Annotated in this window: 15 protein-coding genes; 4 read left to right on the plus strand and 11 right to left on the minus strand. The window is 72.7% G+C overall.

Annotated elements, in window-relative coordinates; all coding sequences use genetic code 11:
• Nucleotides 1-24: 24 nt before the first annotated feature.
• On the minus strand, nucleotides 25-3,033 hold the full coding sequence (locus ACX25U_RS03695; RefSeq protein WP_454389011.1) for an alpha-mannosidase: 3,009 nt from the start codon (nucleotides 3,031-3,033) through the stop codon (nucleotides 25-27).
• A 377-nt stretch (nucleotides 3,034-3,410) separates the two neighbouring features.
• On the opposite strand from ACX25U_RS03695, the gene ACX25U_RS03700 reads away from it, so the two are divergent.
• Entirely contained in the window at nucleotides 3,411-4,766 is a 1,356-nt protein-coding gene (locus tag ACX25U_RS03700; protein WP_454389013.1) for an amidase, read from the plus strand.
• Here ACX25U_RS03700 and ACX25U_RS03705 read toward each other — a convergent pair.
• Both ACX25U_RS03705 and ACX25U_RS03710 read right to left on the minus strand, forming a co-directional pair.
• Complete coding sequence (locus ACX25U_RS03705) at nucleotides 4,763-5,245, minus strand: N-acetyltransferase family protein (protein WP_454389015.1); 483 nt, start codon at nucleotides 5,243-5,245, stop codon at nucleotides 4,763-4,765. The genes ACX25U_RS03700 and ACX25U_RS03705 overlap by 4 nt on opposite strands.
• 54 nt (nucleotides 5,246-5,299) lie before the next feature.
• Nucleotides 5,300-5,473, minus strand: a complete 174-nt coding sequence (locus ACX25U_RS03710; protein WP_454389017.1) for a hypothetical protein — start codon at nucleotides 5,471-5,473, stop codon at nucleotides 5,300-5,302.
• Nucleotides 5,474-5,917: 444 nt separating this feature from the next.
• On the opposite strand from ACX25U_RS03710, the gene ACX25U_RS03715 reads away from it, so the two are divergent.
• Complete coding sequence (locus ACX25U_RS03715) at nucleotides 5,918-6,454, plus strand: hypothetical protein (protein WP_454389019.1); 537 nt, start codon at nucleotides 5,918-5,920, stop codon at nucleotides 6,452-6,454.
• A gap of 66 nt (nucleotides 6,455-6,520) precedes the next feature.
• Here the strand turns inward: ACX25U_RS03715 and ACX25U_RS03720 are convergent, their stop codons facing one another.
• From ACX25U_RS03720 to ACX25U_RS03735, 4 genes are all read right to left on the minus strand, one after another.
• Complete coding sequence (locus ACX25U_RS03720; RefSeq protein WP_454389021.1) at nucleotides 6,521-7,996, minus strand: SDR family NAD(P)-dependent oxidoreductase; 1,476 nt, start codon at nucleotides 7,994-7,996, stop codon at nucleotides 6,521-6,523.
• 307 nt (nucleotides 7,997-8,303) lie between these two features.
• Nucleotides 8,304-9,665, minus strand: coding sequence for a wax ester/triacylglycerol synthase family O-acyltransferase (locus ACX25U_RS03725; protein ID WP_454389023.1), 1,362 nt, complete (start codon nucleotides 9,663-9,665; stop codon nucleotides 8,304-8,306).
• A 155-nt stretch (nucleotides 9,666-9,820) separates the two neighbouring features.
• Nucleotides 9,821-12,142 carry a GH92 family glycosyl hydrolase gene (locus tag ACX25U_RS03730; RefSeq protein WP_454389025.1) on the minus strand — a complete coding sequence of 774 codons (2,322 nt, stop codon included), beginning with the start codon at nucleotides 12,140-12,142 and terminating at the stop codon, nucleotides 9,821-9,823.
• Between the two features lie 52 nt (nucleotides 12,143-12,194).
• Nucleotides 12,195-14,807 (minus strand): PA14 domain-containing protein, encoded by a 2,613-nt coding sequence (locus ACX25U_RS03735; RefSeq protein ID WP_454389027.1) that lies wholly within the window; start codon nucleotides 14,805-14,807, stop codon nucleotides 12,195-12,197.
• 281 nt (nucleotides 14,808-15,088) lie between these two features.
• Between ACX25U_RS03735 and ACX25U_RS03740 the strand changes: the two genes are divergently transcribed.
• On the plus strand, nucleotides 15,089-15,466 hold the full coding sequence (locus tag ACX25U_RS03740) for a hypothetical protein (RefSeq protein WP_454389029.1): 378 nt from the start codon (nucleotides 15,089-15,091) through the stop codon (nucleotides 15,464-15,466).
• A 27-nt stretch (nucleotides 15,467-15,493) separates the two neighbouring features.
• Here the strand turns inward: ACX25U_RS03740 and glgC are convergent, their stop codons facing one another.
• Genes glgC through ACX25U_RS03755 form a run of 3 tightly spaced genes read right to left on the minus strand, consistent with a single transcriptional unit; the run spans nucleotide 15,494 to nucleotide 18,708 of the window.
• The gene (glgC, locus tag ACX25U_RS03745) at nucleotides 15,494-16,714 is read right to left on the minus strand and encodes a glucose-1-phosphate adenylyltransferase (protein WP_454389031.1); all 1,221 of its coding nucleotides are present in this window, start codon (nucleotides 16,712-16,714) and stop codon (nucleotides 15,494-15,496) included.
• 50 nt (nucleotides 16,715-16,764) lie between these two features.
• Nucleotides 16,765-17,928 (minus strand): glycogen synthase, encoded by a 1,164-nt coding sequence (gene glgA, locus ACX25U_RS03750; RefSeq protein WP_454389033.1) that lies wholly within the window; start codon nucleotides 17,926-17,928, stop codon nucleotides 16,765-16,767.
• A gap of 39 nt (nucleotides 17,929-17,967) precedes the next feature.
• A complete protein-coding gene (locus tag ACX25U_RS03755; RefSeq protein ID WP_454389034.1) occupies nucleotides 17,968-18,708 on the minus strand; it encodes a (2Fe-2S)-binding protein in 741 nt (246 codons plus the stop codon).
• Nucleotides 18,709-18,957: 249 nt separating this feature from the next.
• Between ACX25U_RS03755 and ACX25U_RS03760 the strand changes: the two genes are divergently transcribed.
• Nucleotides 18,958-20,049: a DMT family transporter gene (locus ACX25U_RS03760; RefSeq protein WP_454389036.1), complete on the plus strand. Its 1,092-nt coding sequence runs from the start codon at nucleotides 18,958-18,960 to the stop codon at nucleotides 20,047-20,049.
• Here the strand turns inward: ACX25U_RS03760 and ACX25U_RS03765 are convergent.
• On the minus strand, nucleotides 20,039-21,184 hold the full coding sequence (locus tag ACX25U_RS03765; protein ID WP_454389037.1) for a transglycosylase family protein: 1,146 nt from the start codon (nucleotides 21,182-21,184) through the stop codon (nucleotides 20,039-20,041). The two genes, ACX25U_RS03760 and ACX25U_RS03765, sit on opposite strands and share 11 nt — an antisense overlap.
• Nucleotides 21,185-21,203 lie beyond the last annotated feature (19 nt).

The following is a 21,203-nucleotide window of genomic DNA, read 5'->3' on the forward strand; positions in this document are numbered from 1 at the left end:
TGCCGGCCGACGCGCGCAGCGGCGTCACGCGCGCCGCAGCCGCAGCGTCATCAGCTCGAACGGCCGCAGCCGCAGGGCGATCCGGTCGCCGTCCCGCTCCGGTGCCTCCGCGTCGGGCAGGGGCCGCTCCAGGAGGTCCGTCACCGTGACGTCCGCGACCTCGAACCCGGCCGTCAGCGTCGCCCGGGTCCGGCCCCCGTGGGCCTCGTGGAGGCGGACCACCACGTCACCGCTGCCGTCGTCGGCCAGCTTCACCGCCGTCACGACCACCGCGTCCTCGTCCACCGTCACCAGCGGGGCCACCTCGCCGGCGCCGGTCAGCCGTCGCTCGGGCAGGTTGATCCGCCAGCCCTCACGGACCGCGTCCCCGATGTCCGCGCCCGGCACCAGGGCGTGCCGGAAGCGGTGGACGCCCTCGTCGGTCTCGGGGTCCGGGAAGCGCGGGGCGCGCAGCAGGGACATCCGGACCGTGGTGGTGGTCCCCCGGTCGCCGCCGGTGCGGACCGTACGGGTCACGTCGTGGCCGTACGTCGAGTCGTTGACGATCGCCACACCCCACCCGGGTTCCTCCAGGTGCACGAAACGATGGTTGCAGGCCTCGAACCTGGCCGCGTCCCATGAGGTGTTGGCGTGGGTGGGCCGGTAGAAGTGCCCGAACTGGGTCTCGGACGCGTACCGTTCGGCGTGCACGTCCAACGGGAAGGCCAGCTTGAGGAACTTCTCCGTCTCGAACCACTCCACCTCCGTGTCCAGCACCAGCCGCCGCTCCCCCGTCGGCAGCGACAGCACCTGGACGGCACGGGACGTCCCGAAGGACCGTACGATCCGCACCGAGGCGCCGTCCTCGCCGGCCGTGACCGACTCGGCGTCGGTGAGGTCGGTGACGGTGTTGCGGTAGAACTCGTCCACGTCCCAGGCGTCCCACATGTTCGGGAGGTCGGAGTGGAGTTGGAGGAGGCCCGCGGCCCGGCCCGGAGCGACGGTCTCGCGGTCGGCGTCGATGTCGTACACCGAGACGACCAGGCCCCGGGCGTCGATCTCGACCCGCAGCAGGCCGTTGTCCAGGACGTGTCCGCCGCCCTCGCGGGCTGTCAGCTCCGTGCGGTCCCCCTGGCCGGCCGGGGTGGCGGCGCCACCCGCCGGGACCCCCGCGCGGGTGTGCGGGGCCGCGTTGAAGAGGAGCGGTGTTCCGCCTTCGCCCGCCAGCGCGCGCTGGGCGGCCTCGATGATCCGGCTGAGCTCCGCGGCGATCCGCTCGTACGTCGCCCGTGCCTCCCGGTGCACCCAGGCGATGGAGGAACCCGGCAGGATGTCGTGGAACTGGTGGAGCAGCACCGTCTTCCAGATCCGGTCCAACTCCTCGTACGGGTAAGGGAGTCCGGTCCGTACGGCCGCCGTGGCCGCCCACAGCTCCGCCTCCCGCAGCAGGTGTTCGCTGCGCCGGTTGCCCTGCTTGGTCCCAGCCTGGCTGGTGAGGGTGGCGCGGTGCAGCTCCAGGTACAACTCGCCGACCCACACGGGCGGTTCGGGGTATTCGGCCTCGGCCTTGTCGAAGAAGGCCCGCGGGGTCTCCCACATCACACGTGCCGAGCCCTCCAGGTCGCGCAGCCGGGCGGCCTTGGCGACCATCTCGCGGGTGGTGCCGCCGCCTCCGTCGCCCCAGCCGGTGGGGGCGAGGGAGTGCCGGGCGACACCCTTGTCCCTGAAGTTGCGGGCCGCGTGGGCGATCTCACTGCCGTGCATGGAGCAGTTGTAGGTGTCGACGGGCGGGAAGTGGGTGAAGATCCGGGTGCCGTCGATGCCCTCCCACAGGAAGGTGTGGTGCGGGAACTTGTTGGTCCGTGACCAGGAGATCTTCTGCGTCAGCAGCCTCCTGGAGCCCGCCGCCCCGATGATCTGCGGGAGTCCGGCGGCGAAGCCGAAGGTGTCGGGCAGCCAGGCCTCGTCGTTCTCGATGCCGAACTCGTCGAGGAAGAACCGCTTGCCGTGCACGAACTGCCGGGCCATCGCCTCCGAGCCGGGCATGTTGGTGTCCGACTCCACCCACATGCCGCCGGCCGGCACGAACCGCCCGTCGGCCACCGCCTTCTTCACCCGGGCCCACACCTCGGGCCGCTGTTCCTTGATCCACGCCCACTGCTGGGCCTGGGACATGGCGAAGACGAACTCCGGCTCGTCCTCGAGGAGGGCGGTCATGTTGGACGCCGTACGGGCCACCTTGCGCACGGTCTCACGCAGCGGCCACAGCCACGCCGAGTCGATGTGCGCGTGCCCGACCGCGCTGATCCGGTGCGCGGAGGCGGCGGCGGGCGCGGCGAGCGCGTCGGTGAGACGCTCGCGGGCGCGCTCGGCCGTGCTGTTCACGTCCTGCGGGTCGACCGCGTCGAGCGCCCGCTCCACCGCGCGCAGGATCTCCCAGCGGCGCTGCGAGTCCACCGGCAGCTCGGCCATCAGCTCGCCCAGCACCTCGAGGTCCATCACCAGCTGCCACACGGTCTCGTCGAACACGGCGAGGTCCATGCGGGCGAGCGTGTACTGCGGCTCACCGCCCGCGGTCTCCTTGTCGCCGAGCAGCGTGCTGCCGAAGATCACCGGGTTGGAGGCCGCCTCGATGTGCAGGCGCACCTCCTCGCCGCCCGCGACGGGGGCGCCGATGCGGACCCACTGGTTGCGCGGGTTCAGGCCCTTCACCGGGGTGCCGTCGGGCCGGTAGACCAGGCCCTCGCACTGGAAACCGGGCATGTTCTCGTCGAAGCCGAGGTCGAGCAGGGCCTCGACGGTTCGCCCCGCCCAGTCCTCGGGCACGGTCCCGGTCACCCGGAACCAGCTGGTGCCCCACGGAGCACCCCACCGGGCGCCCACCTCGATCGGCTCGGGCTCGGCGGCCAGCCCCTCGGCGACCGGGACGGGCTCCCCGGGCGCATGCCACACCGCGACGTCCAGCGGAACGGAGTCGGGATGAACAGCAGGGCGGATGCGCTCGTCGAGCACCCGCCGAAGGCGGGCCTCGACCAGACTGCGGTCCTCATGCATGGGGGTGCTCCTTGAAGCTCTCTCCCGGATGAATCCGGGAGACTCTCCTCCGGATCGCTCCGAGGAGTTCGACAGGTCGTGCCTGTCCAGCAACGACCCTTCCGGCCGCCGGAGCAAGTGCGGGACTCGCTCGGATTGTTGGGGACTTGGCTGTCGCCCCCGACCATGTGCTGAGCGTAGCAAGTGCGCTACGGAGTGATGCGGTGGTGAACCGCACCGTTCGCCCAGCTCACCCGGCGCGGGCGTCAGGCCGCCCGCGAAGAACGCCGTCCCCGCCGGAGCCGCGAGGGCCTCTCGACGCGGGGCGCCCGGGCGGGCAGAGTTCTCTGTGCGTACTCGCCAGTACGCCCCTGCCCGTCCCCTTCCGAGGAGCGCCCGTGACCAGCTGGGTGGGCCGCAGTGCCGCCGAGATCGCCGCCGCCGTACGCGAGAAGCGGGCCACGCCCGGTGAGGTGGTGGCCGAGCACCTCGCCAGGATCGAGCGGCTCGACGGCCATGTCGGTGCCTTCCGTACCGTCCGCGCCGGGGCCGCGCTCGCCGAGGCCGACGAGGTGGCGGCCCGGGGTGACCTGGCCGAGCTGCCGCTCGCGGGCGTGCCGGTGGCCGTGAAGGACAACCTGGCGGTGCGCGGCGAGTCCTGCCGCGTGGGTTCGGCCGCGACCCCGGACACGCCCGCCGGGCAGGACCATGTCACGGTGGCCCGGCTGCGGGCGGCGGGCGCGGTGGTCGTCGGTCTGACGAACGTGCCGGAGCTGTGTGTCTTCGGCACCACGGAGGGCGTGCACGGCACCGCCCGCAACCCGTGGGACACCACCCGGACGGCGGGCGGCTCATCGGGTGGCAGCGCGGCGGCGGTCGCGGCCGGCCTGGTCCCGATCGCCCTGGGCAACGACGGCATGGGCTCGCTGCGCATCCCGGCCGCCAACTGCGGCCTGGTCACCATCAAGCCGGGCCACGGGGTGGTGCCCGCGGGCATCGGCGACGGCGACTGGTTCGGCATGTCCGAGAACGGCCCGCTCGCCACGACCGTCGAGGACGTCCGGCTGATGCTCTCCGTCCTGGCGGGCACCGACGTCGCAGGCGGGCGGGAGACGGCCGCGCGCACGATCGCCGTGTCCGTGCGCAGCCCGCTCGCCGGGGTCGCCGTGAGCAAGCCGTACGCCACCGCCACCAGGGACGCGGCGCGGCTGCTGGCCGGAGCCGGTCACCGGGTCCGCCGCGCGGATCCGCCGTATCCGGTGTCGCTGGGCGTCACGGCCCTGCGGCACTGGTCGGCGGGTACGGCCGTGGACGCGGCGGGGCTGGACCCGCGGCGGCTGGCCCGGCGCACCCGGGTGCACGCCGCCGTCGGGCAGCGGTTCCTGAACGGGGTGCGCACGAGTACGCAGCGGGAGCGGCTGCGCCGACGGCTGGAGCCGTTCTTCGCCGAGTACGACGTGCTGCTCACCCCGGCGCTGGCCCGCCGCTCCCCGCAGGCCGGGCCCTGGCACGAGCGGGGCTGGCTGCGCAATGTGCTGGCCAACACCGGCTACTCGCCGATGACGCCGCCGTGGAACCTGACCGGCTGGCCCGCGATGGCGGTGCCGTTCGGCACGCTGCCCTCCGGCGCCCCCTGCGCCGTACAGCTGGTGGGCCGTCCGGGCTCGGAGTCGGACCTGCTGGACCTGGCGGAGCAGATCGAGGCGCTGCACCCGTGGCGGAGGACGGCCGACCTCACAAGGCAGTACGGCTAGAGCGCCTTGTACATGATGTGCAGCCCGACCAGGCCGTGCCGGGGGTGTTCGTACGCCTCCGGCACCGTGCCGAGGATCCGGAAGCCGAGAGAGGCCCACAGCTCGACGGCCGGGTTGGTCTCCACGACGGCGTTGAAGACCATGCCCCGGTAGCCGGCGGCCTCGGCGGCGGCGAGGATGTACTCGGCGAGGGCGCGGCCGATGCCCTGGCCGGCCCGGTCGGGGTCGACCATGAAGCCCGCGTTGGCGATGCGGGCGGCGGGGCCGCCGTAGTTGGGCGTGACGTAGGCGGAGCCGACGACCGCCCCGGTGTCGTCCTCGGCGACGTACACGCGTTTGGCCGGGTTCATCCACAGAGCCCGGGCGTCCTCCTCGGAGGTGTCCGGGGCCCAGGTGTAGGTCTCGGCGGCGGAGACGATCCGGTGCCAGAACGGCCAGATCCGCGGCCAGTCGTCGGCTGCGGCTTCTCTGATCAGCATGGGCGTGAGTCTCGCACGCCCATGCGGTCGGCGATCGCGACGGTTCCTGCCGGGTCAGTCCACGCTGGGCAGGATGTGCGGCTCGGCAAGGTCGTCCTCGTAGCCCGCCAGGCGGATCGGGGCGGACCGGGCCCACACGTCGAGGCTGCAGAGGTCTCCGGGCCTCCGGCCCGCGCGCTCCGTGCGTTCCTCGGGTCGCTGATCGCGATTCGTCTTCTCCGGTGTCACCGCGCACTCCTTATGTGTCGGTCACCCTCGGGGCGTCCCGGCCGCTTCGCACAGCGGCACCTGACGCCCGTTCGGGTCTGGTCGTAGGCATCTCGGACGCGGTGGCGCCGGCAACTGAGGTCCGGGCAGGCCGTTGTGCACCGGCTCGCCCCGGGACGGACCATGGGTGTGGATGGAGCCCCTTGGTGCTGCCCGTCTACTCCAGATTAACCAAATGAGCGGCCTCCCGCTCGATAGGGCTGCAAAGAGCAGGTAACTATCCAAAGTCGCGCGTGTTGATTCGACCGTTTACAAGCCGGTTTGTCACATCATGGACGCCACGGGATTCATCCCTGCGGACTACGTGGACGCGGCTACGGGACAGTTCGGGCCCCGTCGGCCGAGTTGCGAGCCCGCCATGACCACCGACCCACCACGACGGCCGTCTCGCGGGAGGACCGACGCATGGAGCTGCGCAGCGTCGAGGGGCTGATGGACCTGCTGTACGCCTGCCGGGGCGCTGTCACCGCGCCAGGCGGCTACGGCGGCGGTGTCGACGCGCACGACCACGCGCTGCGCACCGCCGCCCTGCTGCGCCGGCGCCACCCGGCCGACAAGGAGCTCCAGGTGGCGGGCCTGGTCCAGGGCATCGGCCACCTGCTGGGGGCGGGCACCCGGAAGAGCTCGGCCGACCTCGTCGCCGAAGCGGTCCGCGACCTGCTCGGCGAGCGCGTCTCCCGCCTCGTACGAGAGCATACGACGGGCCCCGGCCACCTGCTCGACGAAGACGCCCTGTCCCTGCGCCAAGCGGCCGAGGAGGCCCGCACCAACGCCCTGGGCGCCGGCGTCCTGGAGGACTGGCGCACGGTCCTGGAACTGGTCGCGGCACGCAACTCCCGGCTGGACGAGGTGGGCTGGCGCAACGTCAGGGATGTCTGGTACGAGAGGTGCCGGCTGCGGCCCGACCGGCACGCGCACCCCGCGCAGACCGTGCGCCGGTGACCGTCGCCCCGCGGACCGCGGGGCTGGGCCACGGGGCGGACCGCCGTCGTCGCCGGAGGTCCTCGCTCACCACTTGCCGGGTGCGTAGTCCTTGAGGAAGACGCCGTACAGGTCCTCGCCCGCCTCGCCGCGCACGATCGGGTCGTAGACGCGGGCGGCGCCGTCGACCAGGTCGAGCGGGGCGTGGAAGCCGGCCTCGGCGAGGCGGACCTTGTCGGGGTGCGGGCGCTCGTCGGTGATCCAGCCGGTGTCGACGGCCGTCATCAGGATGCGGTCCTTTTCGAACATCTCCTGGGCGCTGGTGCGCGTGAGCATGTTCAGGGCGGCCTTGGCCATGTTGGTGTGCGGGTGACCGGCGCCCTTGTAGCCGCGGCTGAAGACGCCCTCCATGGCGGAGACGTTCACGATGTAGGTGCGGCGGGCCGCCGAGGCCGCCATCGCCGGGCGCAGGCGGCTGATCAGGATGAAGGGCGCCGTCGAGTTGCACAGCTGGACCTCCAGCAGTTCGACCGGCGTGACCTCCTCCACCGTCTGGATCCAGCTGTTGGTGTCGTGCAGGTCGGGCACCAGGCCGCCCGCGTCGATGGCCGTGCCGGCCGCGATCCGCTCCAGGGACGCCGAGCCGGATACCAGGGCCAGGTCGGTGACGTCCTGGGCGGTGAGCGCGCCGGAGCCCGCCGCCGGCAGCGCGGCGACCGCGCCGGAGCCGAAGGTGCCGATCACCTCGGCCGCGGGCAGCTCACCGGCCGGCAGCGGGGCCGACTCGGCGGCGACCAGCTCGCTGTAGGCCTGCGGGGAGCGCCGTACGGTCTGGGCGGCGTTGTTGATCAGGATGTCCAGCGGGCCCTCGGCCGCGACCGAGTCGGCGAGGGCGACCGCCTGGGCGGGGTCGCGCAGGTCGATGCCGACGATCTTCAGCCGGTGGATCCACTCGTCGCTGTCGGGCTGGGCCTTGAAGCGGCGTATGGCGTCGTTCGGGAAACGGGTCGTGACCGTGGTGTGCGCGCCGTCGCGCAGCAGCCGGAGCGCGATGTACATGCCGATCTTGGCACGGCCGCCGGTGAGCAGGGCGCGCTTGCCCGTCAGGTCGGCGCGGGCGTCCCTGCGGGCGCGGTTCTCGGCGGCGCACGCCGGGCAGAGCTGGTGGTAGAAGTAGTCGACCTCGACGTAGCGGCTCTTGCAGGTGTAGCAGGAGCGCGGGCGCTGGAGTATGCCCGCGATCTGCCCCGCCTCGGTCGTGGACGAGGGCAGGATGCCCTCGGTCTCGTCGTCGATCCGCTGCGCGGAACCGGTGGCCGTGGCCTCGGTGACCGCCCTGTCGTGCGCGGTCTTGGCGGCCCGGCGCTCCTGACGGCGGCGCTGCTTGACCACGCGGTAGATCTGCGAGGTGGCCCGGCGCACCCGGACCGCGTCCGGGTGGTCGACCTCGATCCGGTCGAGCTCCTCCAGCACGCTCAGGCACACGGCGAGGCGCTCGGGGTCGATGCCGGGTCCGTACGCCACCTCGTCCATGGTCATCGAGCCGTCGTCTGTCACCGTCATCGCGCTGCCGTTCCTGATCACCCGTGCGGCGCTCCGACTCGCGCCCGCTTTCGAACGGGGGATTTTACGGCAGCGCCGGGCCGCGAGGCCAAACAGCGGTGCGGAGAGCCTGTCGTCGCACCCCCGTCGTCCGCCCGAAGGGCGGGCCCGGCGGCGTCATGGGGGTCCCCCTGCTCGAGCGAAGCCGAGAGCTTGGGGGAGGAGCCGCGTGGGCGGTTCGGCAACACGGCTGGGGGTCCTCTGCTCGAAGAGCTTGGGGAGTGCGTGCCGGGCGTCGCCGGGCGGACGGGAGTGTGACGACGGGCTCTCAGGGCCCGCAGACCGTGATCAGGGTCTCCACCTCCTCGGTCACGGCGTGGGCGAGCCGGCCGAGGTCCGGGACGGCCTTGGCGTCGGCGACGAACCCGTAGTGGACCTGGCCGCGGTAGGTCGAGATCGCGATCGCCAGGGACTGGCCGCGGGCCAGCGGTGCGAAGGGGTAGACCGCGGTGAGCGGGTGGCCGCCGAGTTTCAGGCCGACGCCGGGCAGCGGCACGCTGGTGACCAGGATGTCGAACCAGAGCCGGGCGGCCTGGCCGACCAGCGGTCCGCCGAGCCGGTGGCCGAGGGCCGGCACATGGTCGGCGAGCAGCGCGACGGCGCCCGCGCCCCGGTTGGGGCCGGCGTCCTTGTTGCGGTCCATGGCGCTGCGGACGGCGTCGAGGCGGCGCAGCGGGTCCGGGACGCCGACGGGGAGTTCCATCAGATAGCCGGAGAGCCGGTTGCCCTGCGGGTGGGCGGTGCGCGGCCGGCGCCTGGAGACCGGGATCAGGGCGCGGGGCGCGACGCCCTTGCTGGAGTCGCCGCGCTCGTCGAGCCAGCGCCGCAGGGCACCGGCGACGACCGCGATCAGTACGTCGTTGACGGTGCCGCCGACGGCCTTGCGCACCAGGTGCACGTCGTCGATGTCGACGACCACACCGGCGGTACGGCGCGTTCCGGTGGGCTCGGCGGTGAGCGCCGGCGTGGGGCGGGTGACGAGGGACGAGCGGGCGACGGAGGCGCCGATGTCCAGGGCCCGGCCCAGGTCGGACAGGGCGCCGCGCAGCGCGCCGGGCAGCCTGCGCACATCGGGCAGCAGTCCTCGCCGGGGCTCGGCCGGGCGGGGCCGCGGGGCGGGCATGTCCATCGGGTCGAGCACGGCCGCGGCGAGGGTCAGGGCGCGCAGCCCGTCGGCGAGGGCGTGGTGGAACTTGAACAGCACGGCGAAGGAGACCCCGTCCTCGCCCGGAATCACGTGCGCCTCCCACGGCGGGCGGTCGCGTTCCAGCGGGCGCTGCATGAGCCGGCCGGCCTCGGCGTGGAAGCTGCGGGCCGGGGCGTGCAGCCGGACGTGGTTGAGCGGGTCGAACCCGGGGTCGGACTCGCGGGCGGCGCCGCCGAAGTTGAACGGCTGGCGCAGGCCGTGGGCGAGCGGCCGGCGCAGGTCGAGCGGCCGCCACACGTCCCGGATGCGCATGCGCAGGCCGGGCACGCCGGCCGCGCGGGCGGCGAGCAGGTCGGCCGCGTGCGCTCCGGCGGTGGGCGAGTGGGCCGAGAAGATTCCGAGCGCGCCGAGGTGCATCGGGTGGTCGGCGGACTCGATGTTCCAGAACGCCAGGTCGAGGGGAGCGAGCAGGTCGGGAGTCAATGGCTTGCCTCGCGTCGACGGTGGGTGAGTCTGCAGTCAACCGCTCTCGGCCGATTACGGTCAAGTACGATCAAGCTACTCACAGTTAACAGCAGATTAAGTCCCACCGCCGGAGAAAGCAGCGGGACACATGGGGCCTTTGGTGCGTGTCGCCGTCACCGCAGCACGGGCAGCGCGGCCTGCGCCGACGTCCCCCACTCCGAGGGACGCGGGCCCACGGTGTAGCGCAGGGTGCCCAGGGACCGCAGCGCGCCGGTGGTCAGATACGTCCGGTCGTGCGTCACCCCGCCGGCAACGACCGTCTGGATGTAGCGGTTCGCCCGCGAGGTGCCCGGCGCCGTGATGGTGAGGCCGCCACGCGGGTGGTGGCGCCGGTCCAGCCGGAGGTCGACGCGTTCGAAGACCGGCGTGGACAGACCCCAGGTGGGATAGCCCGGCTGGACCGGGAACAGGCCGATGGAGGACAGCACGTTCCAGGCGGACATGGTGCCCAGGTCGTCGTTCCCGGTCAGCCCGGCCGGCTCGTCGGTGAACAGGGTCAGCGCGGCGCGCACCACGTCGGCCGTCTTCCACGGCTGCCCCGTCGACAGGTAGGTGTACGGGGCGGCGAGGTCCGGCTCGTTGAGCGGGTTGTACTTGTCGCTGCCGTAGTAGGCGTACGGCCCGTTCACCCACACCTCACGGGCGGTGCGCTCCGGGTCCTTCAGCAGGTCGGGGTGGGCGAAGAACTCGTCCAGCCGCTCGTTGGCGGCCCGTCTGCCGCCGATGAGGCCGACCAGGCCGGGCAGGTCCTGCGGCACCAGCCACTGGTAGTGCCAGGACGTGCCCTCGTGGAAGCCCACGCTCTGCGCCGGACTCCACGGCCCGGTGAAGGCGCCGGAGGCGTCGCGGGCACGGAAGAAGCCGGTCGAGGGATCGAAGAGGTTGCGGTAGCTGCGCGAGCGGGCGGCGTACCGCCCGGCGTCCTCACGGTGGCCGAGCGCACGGGCCATCTGGGCGAGCATCGCGTCCGACAGGGCGTACTCCAGCGTCGCCGAGGCCCCGAAGGCGTAGTCGGAGTGGCCGGACTTCGGCGGCCGGTGCCCCTCGATGTACGGGACGAAGCCGCGGGCCAGGTAGTCCGGACCGGCGTCGCGGCCCACGGCCGGGGAGCCGGCGGGCGGCACCCCGTCGGCGTTCCGTTTCAGGGCGCGGTACGCCCGCTCCTCGTAGCCCTTGAGCAGGCCCTGCTGGAAGGCGTTGGTCAGGTACGGGGTGGCGGGGTCGCCCGTCATGACGTTCGTCTCGACGGTGCCGTAGCCCCACTTGGGCAGCCAGCCGCTCTCCTCCGCGACCCTGATCACGGAGATCGCCATGTCCCGCGACTCGCCCGGCGCCAGCAGGGCGAGGAGCTGGGCCTGGGTGCGGTAGGTGTCCCACAGCGACCAGTTCTGGTAGTAGGTGAAGCCCTCGGCCCGGTGGACGCGCTGGTCCCAGCCGGTGTAGCGGCCGTCGGCGTCACTGCCGACGTCGGGCGCGAGGAAGGAGCGGTACAGCGCCGAGTAGAAGGTGCGGCGCAGGCCGGCGTCCCCGCCGTACGCCCGCACGTCCTCCAGCCGGTCCTCCCAGGTACGCCGGGCGGCATCGCGCACGGCGTCGAAGGAACGGCCGCCCTCGGCGCGCAGGTTGACCGCCGCACCGGCCGCGTCCACGTACGACAGCGCGGTCGTCGCCTCGACGGTGCGGTCGTGGGTGGTGTCGAAGCGGAGGTACGCTCCCCCGCGCCCCGCCCTGGAACCCGCGGTGACGGTGGCGCCGTCCCAGGTGCCGTACGCCGTGAAGGGCCGGTCGAAGCGGGTGGTCGTGTAGACCGTGTACGGCACGGTGTCCTTGCAGAAGCCGCGGCCGGTGATCGCGGTCCGTACCGTGCGGTTGTCCAGGATCTCCACCGTGCTCGACACCGTCCGGTGCAGTGCCTGACCTGCGTTCAGCAGGACGTTGGCCTTGTCGGTGGCCGGGAAGGTGTACCGCTGCACGCCGGTGCGGGCGGTCGCCGTCAGTTCGGCCTGGATGCCGTTCTCGAGGCCGACCTTGTAGTAGCCGGGGCTCGCCTGCTCGTCCTCGTGGCGGAAGGAGGCCGCGTACTTCGCGTAGTCCGTCTGCGTGACGTCACCGGTGGTCGGCAGCGCCGGCAGGTCGCCGCCGATGCGGCAGCCGACGCCGGAGAGATGGACCAGGGAGAAGCCGCGGACGCGGTTCTGGGCGTAGTCGTAGCCGGTGCTGTGACCGGTGTCCGGCGAGAGCTGCACCATGCCGAAGGGCACGGCCGCGCCGGGAAAGGTGTTGCCTTCGTTCGCGGTGCCGATGAACGGGTTCACCAGATCGGTGAGCCGGCCGTCACGTGCTTCGGCGGCCCGTGCGGTGGCGGGAGCGGCGGTCAGCGCGGACGCTGCCGCCGCCCCCGCCACGCACAGGCGCAGGCGCCGGGTCCATCTCATGCAGGAAGACCTCCCAGAAAGACGTCATTGCCTGCATGATCGGGGCTGGGGGTCAGCCGGCCGGGCAACCCGCGGGTGTCGCGCGCGACGCGTCGCGGATCAGCGCCTCCTGAGCGGCCTTCAGACGCGCCGCGTCCGGCTTGAGCGCCTCGCGGTCGTAGGTCACCAGCCCGTTGAGCTCGCCCTCGACGTCGCTGATCTGGGTGTAGACCGCGCCGTTGCTCCCCCGGCAGGCGAGCGCACGCACCTCGTCCAGCTTGGCGAGGTAGTCGTCGGTGTACGTCGCCGGGTCGACGTCGACGTAGCTCTGCTGCACCGACCAGGCGTGCCCCGGCACTGCGAGGCCGAGCCCGCCGTACTCGCCGCTGACCAGGGCCCGTTCGCCGTCCGGGTGGGGCGGCAGCGCGGGGCTCGGATAGCCGTGCTCGTCCATGATGTCGCCGGCGCCGCCGTCGGCTCCCAGGTTGAGCCCCGACATGCCGTTGACCAGCCGGGTCGGATCCCATCCCTTGGCCTGCTCGGCGATGCGGGCCTCGTCGTACTGGCCCCAGCCCTCGTTCAGGGTGACCCACATGACGACCGACGGGCTGCTGAAGTGCTCGTCGATCATCTCCTTCATCTCGCGCTCGTACTCCGCCCGGGCGGCGGCGGACGGATTCACGCCCGCGGTCATGGCCGGCATGTCCTGCCACACCATCAGGCCCAGCCGGTCGGCCCAGTGGAACCAGCGGTCGGGCTCGACCTTGATGTGCTTGCGGACGGCGTTGAAGCCGAGCTGCTTGTGCACCCTCAGGTCGTACGCCAGCGCCGCGTCGGTGGGCGCGGTGTGCAGGCCGTCGGGCCAGAAACCCTGGTCGAGGGTGGCCATCATGAAGACGGGTTCGCCGTTGAGGACCGTACGGGGGACGCCATCGACCTTTTCCACGGCGATCGAGCGCATCCCGAAGTAGCTGCCGACGCGGTCGGCGCCCACGCTCACCTTCAGGCCGTACAGGAACGGGTCGTCGGGCGACCACAGGCGCGGGTTGCGGAGGGTGAGGGTGAGCGGGCCGCCGGTGCGTCCGCTCGCGGTGGCCACCGCGCGCTTGCCGTCGTACGCCGTCGCCGTGATCGGCACGCCGGCGCGGACGCCCCTGGCCTCCACGGTGAGGCGGCCGCGCGCGACGTCCGGGGTGAGCTTGAGGGAGTCGACGTGGTCGCGTGCGACCGGCTCCATCCAGACGGTCTGCCAGATGCCCGAGCTGGGCGTGTACCAGATGCCGCTCGGGTCCAGGCGCTGCTTGCCCAGCGGCGGGTTCTCGCCGACGGCCGCATCGGTCGGGTCGTACACGCCGACGATCAGCTCCTGGGTGCGGCCCGGCTTGAGGGCGTCGGTGATGTCGGCGCTGAACTTGTCGTAGCCGCCCCGGTGTTCGGCGACCTTGGTGCCGTTGACGTGGACGACGGCCTGCCAGTCCACGGCGCCGAAGTTCAGTCGCAGCCGCCGGCCGTGCCCGATGTGCCAGCCGGCCGGGACGGTGAAGGTGCGGCGGTACCACATCCGGTCCTCGTGCCGTTCGAGGCCGGAGAGCTGGGACTCCACGGGGTACGGGACGAGGATCCGCTCGGGCAGGGTCCTGCCCACCGGCGGCTGCTCACCGGCCCGAGCGGGGGCGAACTGCCAACGGCCGTTGAGGTTCTGCCAGTCGGCGCGGGTCAGCTGCGGGCGCGGGTACTCGGGCAGGGCGTTGTCCGGGCCCACCCGGTCGGCCCACGGGGTGCGCAGCTCGTGGGTGGAGCGGTTCGGGCCGCTGCTCCAGAAGGCGCCGACCTCGTGGCCGTCGGCTCGTGCGAGGCCGCCCTCGCCGTCGTAGCGGACGTCGGCGGTGCCGCGGGCGGTGCCGGACTTGTTGCCGACGACCGGCTCCTTCAGGGTCACCAGCAGGGCGCGCGGGTCGGCCGGGTCCTGCCGTGCGGCGCCCAGCGGCCAGGTGGCGCCGCCGATCACGGCCTGGAGGTGGCCGGTGAGACCGGCGGGCGGGGCGGCGAGTTCCTGCGCGAAGTCGAGTTTCAGGGTGCGGCCGTCGCCGAGGACGGTGGCCGCGGTGGCGCCATCGTAGGTGAAGCCCTCGGGCAGGCGGAAGGCGGACTGCGGGACGGGTTCCTTGGTGCCGCCGGGTTCGGTCCAGCGGACATGGAGGTTGGAGCCGCCGTAGTGCTCGAAGTACTCGACCTTGAAGTCGTAGGCCTTGCCGGCGGTCAGCTCCACGGGGGCGGAGGTCTGTTCGCGGTCCCAGTCGTCGACCCAGTGGTCGATGGTGAGCCGTCCGTCGATCCAGAGGCGGAAGCCGTTGTCGCCGATGATGGAGAAGGTGTGGGCGCCGGTCTTCTCCGGGACGATCCGGCCGGTCCAGCGGACGCTGACGTCGTCCGACCGTCCGGTGGCGAACGCCAGGCGGGGTTCGAGGTTGCCGAAGTCCAGGTTCGGGTCGAATCCGGTGGCCTTGAGCTCGTGGAAGTCGAAGGTGCCGGGGGCGGAGTGGGTGTAGTAGTCGCCCTTCAGGCCGTGGATCTCCACCGGGTCCTCGTCGGGGGTGGCAGTCGCGGTGGGGGCCGCGGTGAGCGCGGCGAGGCCGAGCGCCGCGGCGAACAGTAACGCTAATCGGTTTCTGAGGCGGGTGCGCACGATCCTCCTCGTGGGGAAGGAAACTGGCGGCTCTTGTCGGCTGCCCGGGTGCGGGAGTGTTCGGTCCGGTGCGGAACAACGTTGTCAGGACAGCAGTCGGCATGACAGCACGGATTCCACTGTCCGTCCAGGGACATGACAAAAACGGGAGTTCGGCGGGACGGCCCGGACCGAGATCCAAGTGGACCGGAAGGCCGCGTGACGCGCACCATGGGGGCGTCACTTCCGCGTCGTGCGAGAACCGCGGCGACGCCTCCTCCCGCGGAAGGGAAGTGAATCCGATGCCCAAGGTCTCCCGGCACACCGCCACCCAGGGCGGGGACTACGGCCCGGTCGTCGAGCTGTCCGAGGAGCTCGCCCCCTACACCGTGGACTTCCGCAGCTTCCGCGAGGACGTCGACCTCACACCCCTGCTCAAGGATCTTCCGGACGGCCGGTGCCAGTGCCCGCACTGGGGTTACGTCTTCAAGGGCGAACTGCGCCTGCGCTACCCCGACCGCGACGAGGTGTACCAGGCCGGAGAGGCGTTCTACGCCCCGCCCGGGCACGTCCCCGTGCACACCGCGCCGGGCACCGAGTACGTGCAGTTCAGCCCGTCCGACGAGGTGCGCCGCGCCAGCGCGATCACCTTGAACCACTTCCCGCCGCTGTCCGGCTGAGCACCACCGTCGAGGGCGCCCGCCGGGCTACGGCACCCGCTGGCCCTTGCCCAGGGCGATCACCCCGCCCTTGGAGACGGTGTAGAGCTCCGCGTCCCGCTCGGGGTTGACGCCGATCGTCGCCCCGGGCGGCACGTCGACGTTCTTGTCCAGCACCGTCCCGCGCACGATGGCGCCCCGGCCGATGCGCACGTTGTCGTGCAGCACCGAGCCCTGGACCACCGCGCCCGGATCGACCCGGACGCCCGGGGAGAGCACGGAGCGGGTGACCTGCCCGCGGATCAGGCAGCCCGCGCTGATGATCGACTCGCTCGCGATACCGCTCGCGCTGAACCGGGCCGGTGAGAGCTGGCCCGAGTGGGTGTAGATCGGCCAGTCGCGGTTGTAGAGGTTGAAGGCGGGGCGCTCGGCGATCAGGTCCATGTGGGCGTCGTAGTACGCGTCGAGCGTGCCGACGTCCCGCCAGTAGCCCTGGTCGCGGCTGGTCTCGCCGGGCACGTGGTTGGCGCTGAAATCGTACAGCTGCGCCTCGCCGCGGTCGGTGAGCTGGGGCAGGATCGAGCCGCCCATGTCGTGCACCGACCGGGCGTCCTCGGCGTCCCGCTGCAGCGCCTCGATCAGCACCTTGGTGCTGAAGACGTAGTTGCCCATGGAGGCGAACACGCACTCCGGGTCGTCTGGCAGGCCCGGCGGGTTGGCGGGCTTCTCCAGGAAGCGGTCCACGGTCCGCCCGTCCGAGCCCGGGCTGATCACCCCGAACGACGACGACTCCGCGCGCGGCACCCGGATGCCGGCGACCGTCACGCCCGCGCCGCCCTCGATGTGCTGCTGGAGCATCTGCCGCGGGTCCATGCGGTAGACGTGGTCGGCGCCGAAGACCGCGACGTACTCGGGCTGTTCGTCGTGGACGAGGTTCAGCGACTGCAGGATGGCGTCGGCGCTGCCCAGGTACCAGCGGGGGCCGAGCCGCTGCTGTGCGGGGACCGGGGTGACGTAGTTGCCGAGCAGGCTGGACATCCGCCAGGTGGTGGTGATGTGCCGGTCCAGCGAGTGCGACTTGTACTGGGTCAGCACACAGACGCGCAGGATGTCGCCGTTGACCAGGTTGGACAGGACGAAGTCGACGAGCCGGTAGGTGCCGCCGAAGGTGACCGCGGGTTTGGCCCGGTCCGCCGTCAGGGGCATCAGCCGCTTGCCCTCGCCGCCCGCGAGGACGATTCCGAGGACCGAAGGTCCACCACGACGCATCGCCGCTCCCCTCACCCGGTTGACACCACTACTGCCCCTGAGCAGGGGGGCTAAGCCTGTTTGAGAACGTCCTCGTACAGCCGCACCGTGCGCCGGGCGACCGCGTCCCAGCCGAACTCCTCCACCGCGCGCCGCCGTCCGGCCTCGCCCATCCGGCGGGCGGCGTCGGCGTCGGCGAGCACCGCGTCGAGTGCGCGGGCGAGCCCTGTCTCGAAGTCGTCGTCCACGGGCACGAGCACCCCGGTCCGGCCGTCCTCGACCACCTCGGGAATCCCGCCGACCCTGGAGGCCACGACGGGCGTGCCGCACGCCATCGCCTCCAGGTTGACGATGCCCAGCGGCTCGTACACCGAGGGGCAGGCGAACACGGCGGCATGGGTGAGGAGCTGGATCACGTCCGAGCGCGGCAGCATCTGCGGAATCCAGTGCACGCCTCCGCGGCTCCGGCTCAGCTCCTGGTACAGCTCCCGGAACTCCCGGTCGATCTCGGGCGTGTCGGGCGCCCCCGCGCACAGCACGACCTGCGCCGCCGGGTCGATGTCCCGCACCGCGCGCAGCAGATGGGGCACGCCCTTCTGGCGGGTGATGCGGCCGACGAACAGCACGTACGGGCGGTCCGGGTCGAGGCCGATCCGGTCGAGGGCCTCGGTGCCGTGGTCCGGCCGGTAGAGGGTGGTGTCGATGCCGTTGTGGATGACGTGGACCCGGGCCGGGTCCAGCGCCGGGTAGCAGCCGAGGATGTCCTCACGCATCGCGCCGGAGACGGCGACCACCGCGTCGGCGGCCTCGATCGCGGTGCGCTCGGCCCAGCCGGACAGCGCGTAGCCGCCGCCGAGCTGTTCGGCCTTCCAGGGGCGCAGCGGCTCCAGGGAGTGCGCGGTCATCACGTGCGGCACGCCGTGGAGCAGCTTGCCGAGGTGGCCGGCGAGGTTGGCGTACCAGGTGTGGGAGTGGAGCAGCTCGCAGCCCTGAAGGGCGGCGGTCATGGCGAGGTCCACGGAGAAGGTGCGCAGCGCGTCGTTGGCGCCGTCGAGCGCGGACCAGGGCCGGTGGCGTACGACGCCGGCCGCTTTATCCGCCGAGGAGACCTCGCCCCAGCAGTGCACCTCCAGGTCGACCAGCGGTCTCAGCTCCCGCGCGAGGAACTCGACGTGGACGCCCGCACCGCCGTACACGTCCGGCGGGTACTCCCGGGTCAGCAGTCCCACTCGCACCCGCAACCCCCTGGTCTCAGCGGCCGGTCGCCTCCATGGTCACTCGGATGCGGCCCGTGGGGAAGAGCGCGGAGGCCGTGAGAAGCAGCAGTCGCCGCAGACTCCGCCGCCGGGGACCCGGTAGTAGAGGCAGCAGCTGCGCCGCCGGAAGGCGGTTCCGGTGAGGGTGCCGGCGCGGTAGAGGAGCGGGTGCGCGAGGAGGTGCGCGGTCAGCTCGCGGGCCCGGTCGGCGGCCTCGGTACGGCTGTTGTCGCCCGCCCACTGCTCCAGCAGGCGCCCGGCGCTCGCCAGCGCGGAGGCCGCGTTGCCCCGCAGGAGGCCGGGCGCGAGGCGGTGGCGGGCGCGCAGGGCTGCCGCCAGCGGTTCGAGGTGGCCGTGCAGGACGAGGTCCGCGACCGTGTCCGCGTCCCCGGGGCGTGCGCGTACCTCGGTGAGCCAGAGGTCGTCCGGGGCGCCTGCGGCGGGGTCCCAGTGGAGGAGGCGCGGGTCCAGGTCGGGGACCTGACCGTACAGCGCGGCGCAGCCGAGCACGGCCGACCAGAGCCGGGCGGCGAGCGCCTGGTGGGCGATCGAGGCGGCGACTCGGGGTTCGGGGGCGCGGATGCCGTGGGCGACTGTGCGGACCCGTACGTCCAGGGGGTGGGTGTCGTGCGGGTCGGTGGCGGGTTCCGCGTAGGCCTGGGCGAGGGTGGGCAGTCGGCCGTGCGGCGGGGCGCCCGTGCGCAGCGCGAAGAAGCCGCCGAGGGAGCGCAGGGCGGCGAGGTCGGGGGCGAGGTCCACGGGAGCAGTAGTACCAGGGCCCCTAAGGGGTTCCCCCGGCGGGTCTTCGAGGGTCTCCTGGGGGTCTCCGTCCCGTGTCGCCCACCCAGGGGAGGACTGCGGGCGGGGCGTACTCCATCGGCAGTAGGACCCATTGACTGCTCAGGGACGACGACGGGAAACGCCCGGCACGGCAGGGTGTTGGACCATGGAAGTCGACCGTTCGCCACACCGGGTTCACCGCCCCCGCCTCGCGCAGAGGAGCGGCTCATGAGCGCCCTCGCGTTGTCCGTGCTGCTGTCGCTCGTGTCCGCCGTCGCCTACGCCGGCGGCGCGATCGTGCAGGAGCGGGTCGCGGTGTCCTGCCCCGGCGAGCGGTACGCGCCGCTGCGCCGGCCGGCATGGTGGGCGGCGGTGGCGCTGAACGGCCTCGGCGGGCTGCTGCACGTGGTGGCCCTGGCGCACGGCCCGCTCAGTCTGGTCCAGCCGCTGGGCGCCCTGACCATCGTGTTCGCGCTGCCCATGGCCGCGTTGTTCATCGGCCGCCGGGCGGGCTCCATCGCATGGCGGGGCGCGATCATGGCGACGGTGGGGCTGGCCGGCCTGCTGTCCCTGGTGGGCGCGTCCGACGCGCAGTCGCTTAGCGCCGCGCAGCGCGGGGTCCTGGCGGTGGTGACCGGTGGCGTGGTCGTGACGCTGACGGTCGCGGGCCGGGCGGCGCACCGGCATCCGGCGGTGCGCAGCGTGCTGCTCGCCACCGGCTCCGGCGTGGCCTTCGGCATCTCCTCGGTGTTCACCAAGACGGTCGCGGCCGACTGGACGGGCGGCGTCCCGGCGTCGGAGCTGCCGTCCCTGGCCGCGATCGGCGTCCTGGCCACGGCCGGGATGCTGCTGTCGCAGGCGTCGTACCGGGGCGGTGGCCTGGCGGCGCCGCTGGCCACGCTGACGGTGGTGAATCCGGTGGTGGCGGCCGCGGTCGGCCTCACGATGTTCGGTGAGACCTTCCGCTACGGCACCACGGGCACCGTGCTCGCCCTCGGCTGCGGCGTGGTGGCGGCGGGCGGGCTGATCCTGCTGACGACCGAGCGGATCGGGCGTACGGCGCCGGTGATGCTGTCGGGGCCGGCGCCCGCGGAGGAACTGCCGCCGTCCGGGATGGCCGAGACGGTCGGGATGGCCGAGACGGTCGGGATGGCCGAGGTGGCCGGGATGGCCGGGATGGCCGAGGTGGCCGAGCGGTCCGGGGTTGTGCCGGACGAACCGCCGCTCGTCGTCGGCCGGTTCCACGACGGCTTGTACTACGCGAGCCCCTGCGTCCCGGTGCCCGTCCTCGACCGGCACTGCTCCCGCGTCAGATCGTGACCCCGCCGGTCCTGAGATAGGCGACCGGGTCGATGTCCGTACCGAATGCGGGCCCCGTCCGCACCTCGAAGTGCAGATGCGGGCCCGTGACGTTGCCCGTGGCCCCCGAGCGGCCGATGCCGCGCCCGGCGGCGACGGCCTGCCCGGTCCGCACGGAGATCGCCGACAGGTGTCCGTACTGGGAGTAGCGGCCGTCGGCGTGCCGGATCACCACCTGGTAGCCGTAGGCGCCGCCCCAGCCGGCGCTGACGACCCGGCCGGCCGCGACCGCCTTCACGGAGGTGCCGGTGGGAACCTCGAAGTCGACGCCGGTGTGGTAGCCCTTCGACCAGTGGGCGCCGGTCGCGTGGTAGGCCGTGCCGACGGGGCCGCCGACAGGGGCGACGAGGGTGTGCGAGGCGGAGTGGTGCCGGGTGGCCCTCGTACCGGTGGCGGGCTTGGCCTCCTCGGCGGGGCGGGTGGTGGTGGAGGTCTTGTGGTGCGGCTTCTGCTGCGGCTTCTGCTGCGGTGCGGAGGCCGCACGCAGCGAGAGCCGCTGGCCCGGCAGGATCAGGTTCGGGTCGCCGCCGACGGTCGTGCGGTTGGCGGCGTACAACTGCCTCCAACCGCCCGGGACATGACGTTTCTCGGCGATTCCGGAGAGGGTGTCGCCGCGGACCACCGTGTACATCTCGGCGGTGCCGGCCCGCGACTGGGGGGTGGTCTGCGGCCGTACGTCGACGGAGTGGGCCTCGGGGTGAACCTCGGGGGTGCCGCCGCCGCGGGTCAGCCCGGCCCGTACCGAGCACACCGGCCAGGCGCCGGGGCCCTGCCCGGCGAGGACCTTCTCCGCGACGGCGATCTGCTGGTCGCGGGTGGCCAGATCCGCGCGGGGCGCGTACCGCGTCCCGCCGTACTCCTCCCAGGTGGAGCGGGTGAACTGCAGTCCGCCGTAGTAGCCGTTGCCGGTGTTGATGCTCCAGTTGCCGCTGGACTCGCAGGTGGCGACCTTGTTCCAGGTGGAGGCGTCGGCGGCGTGCGCGGCCGATGCGCCGACGAGCGGAATGACCATCCCGGCGCCGCCCGCCGTGACGGTGAGCGAGGCGCGGTTGATCCTGTTCGGCTGATACCGGCGGTGCCGGCCGCGTACGGCCATGTCCGAAGCCCTCTCGCCA

The sequence above is a fragment of the Streptomyces sp. JNUCC 63 genome, from assembly GCF_054366325.1.

Bases quoted from the DNA above. Each gene is read 5' to 3' on its own strand.
- ACX25U_RS03715 (WP_454389019.1), top strand. From the start codon at position 5,918: ATGGAGCTGCGCAGCGTCGAGGGGCTGATGGACCTGCTGTACGCCTGC.
- ACX25U_RS03695 (WP_454389011.1), bottom strand. From the start codon at position 3,033: ATGCATGAGGACCGCAGTCTGGTCGAGGCCCGCCTTCGGCGGGTGCTC.
- ACX25U_RS03705 (WP_454389015.1), bottom strand. From the start codon at position 5,245: ATGCTGATCAGAGAAGCCGCAGCCGACGACTGGCCGCGGATCTGGCCG.
- ACX25U_RS03760 (WP_454389036.1), top strand. From the start codon at position 18,958: ATGAGCGCCCTCGCGTTGTCCGTGCTGCTGTCGCTCGTGTCCGCCGTC.
- ACX25U_RS03765 (WP_454389037.1), bottom strand. From the start codon at position 21,184: ATGGCCGTACGCGGCCGGCACCGCCGGTATCAGCCGAACAGGATCAAC.
- glgC (WP_454389031.1), bottom strand. From the start codon at position 16,714: ATGCGTCGTGGTGGACCTTCGGTCCTCGGAATCGTCCTCGCGGGCGGC.
- ACX25U_RS03730 (WP_454389025.1), bottom strand. From the start codon at position 12,142: ATGAGATGGACCCGGCGCCTGCGCCTGTGCGTGGCGGGGGCGGCGGCA.
- ACX25U_RS03740 (WP_454389029.1), top strand. From the start codon at position 15,089: ATGCCCAAGGTCTCCCGGCACACCGCCACCCAGGGCGGGGACTACGGC.
- ACX25U_RS03720 (WP_454389021.1), bottom strand. From the start codon at position 7,996: ATGACGGTGACAGACGACGGCTCGATGACCATGGACGAGGTGGCGTAC.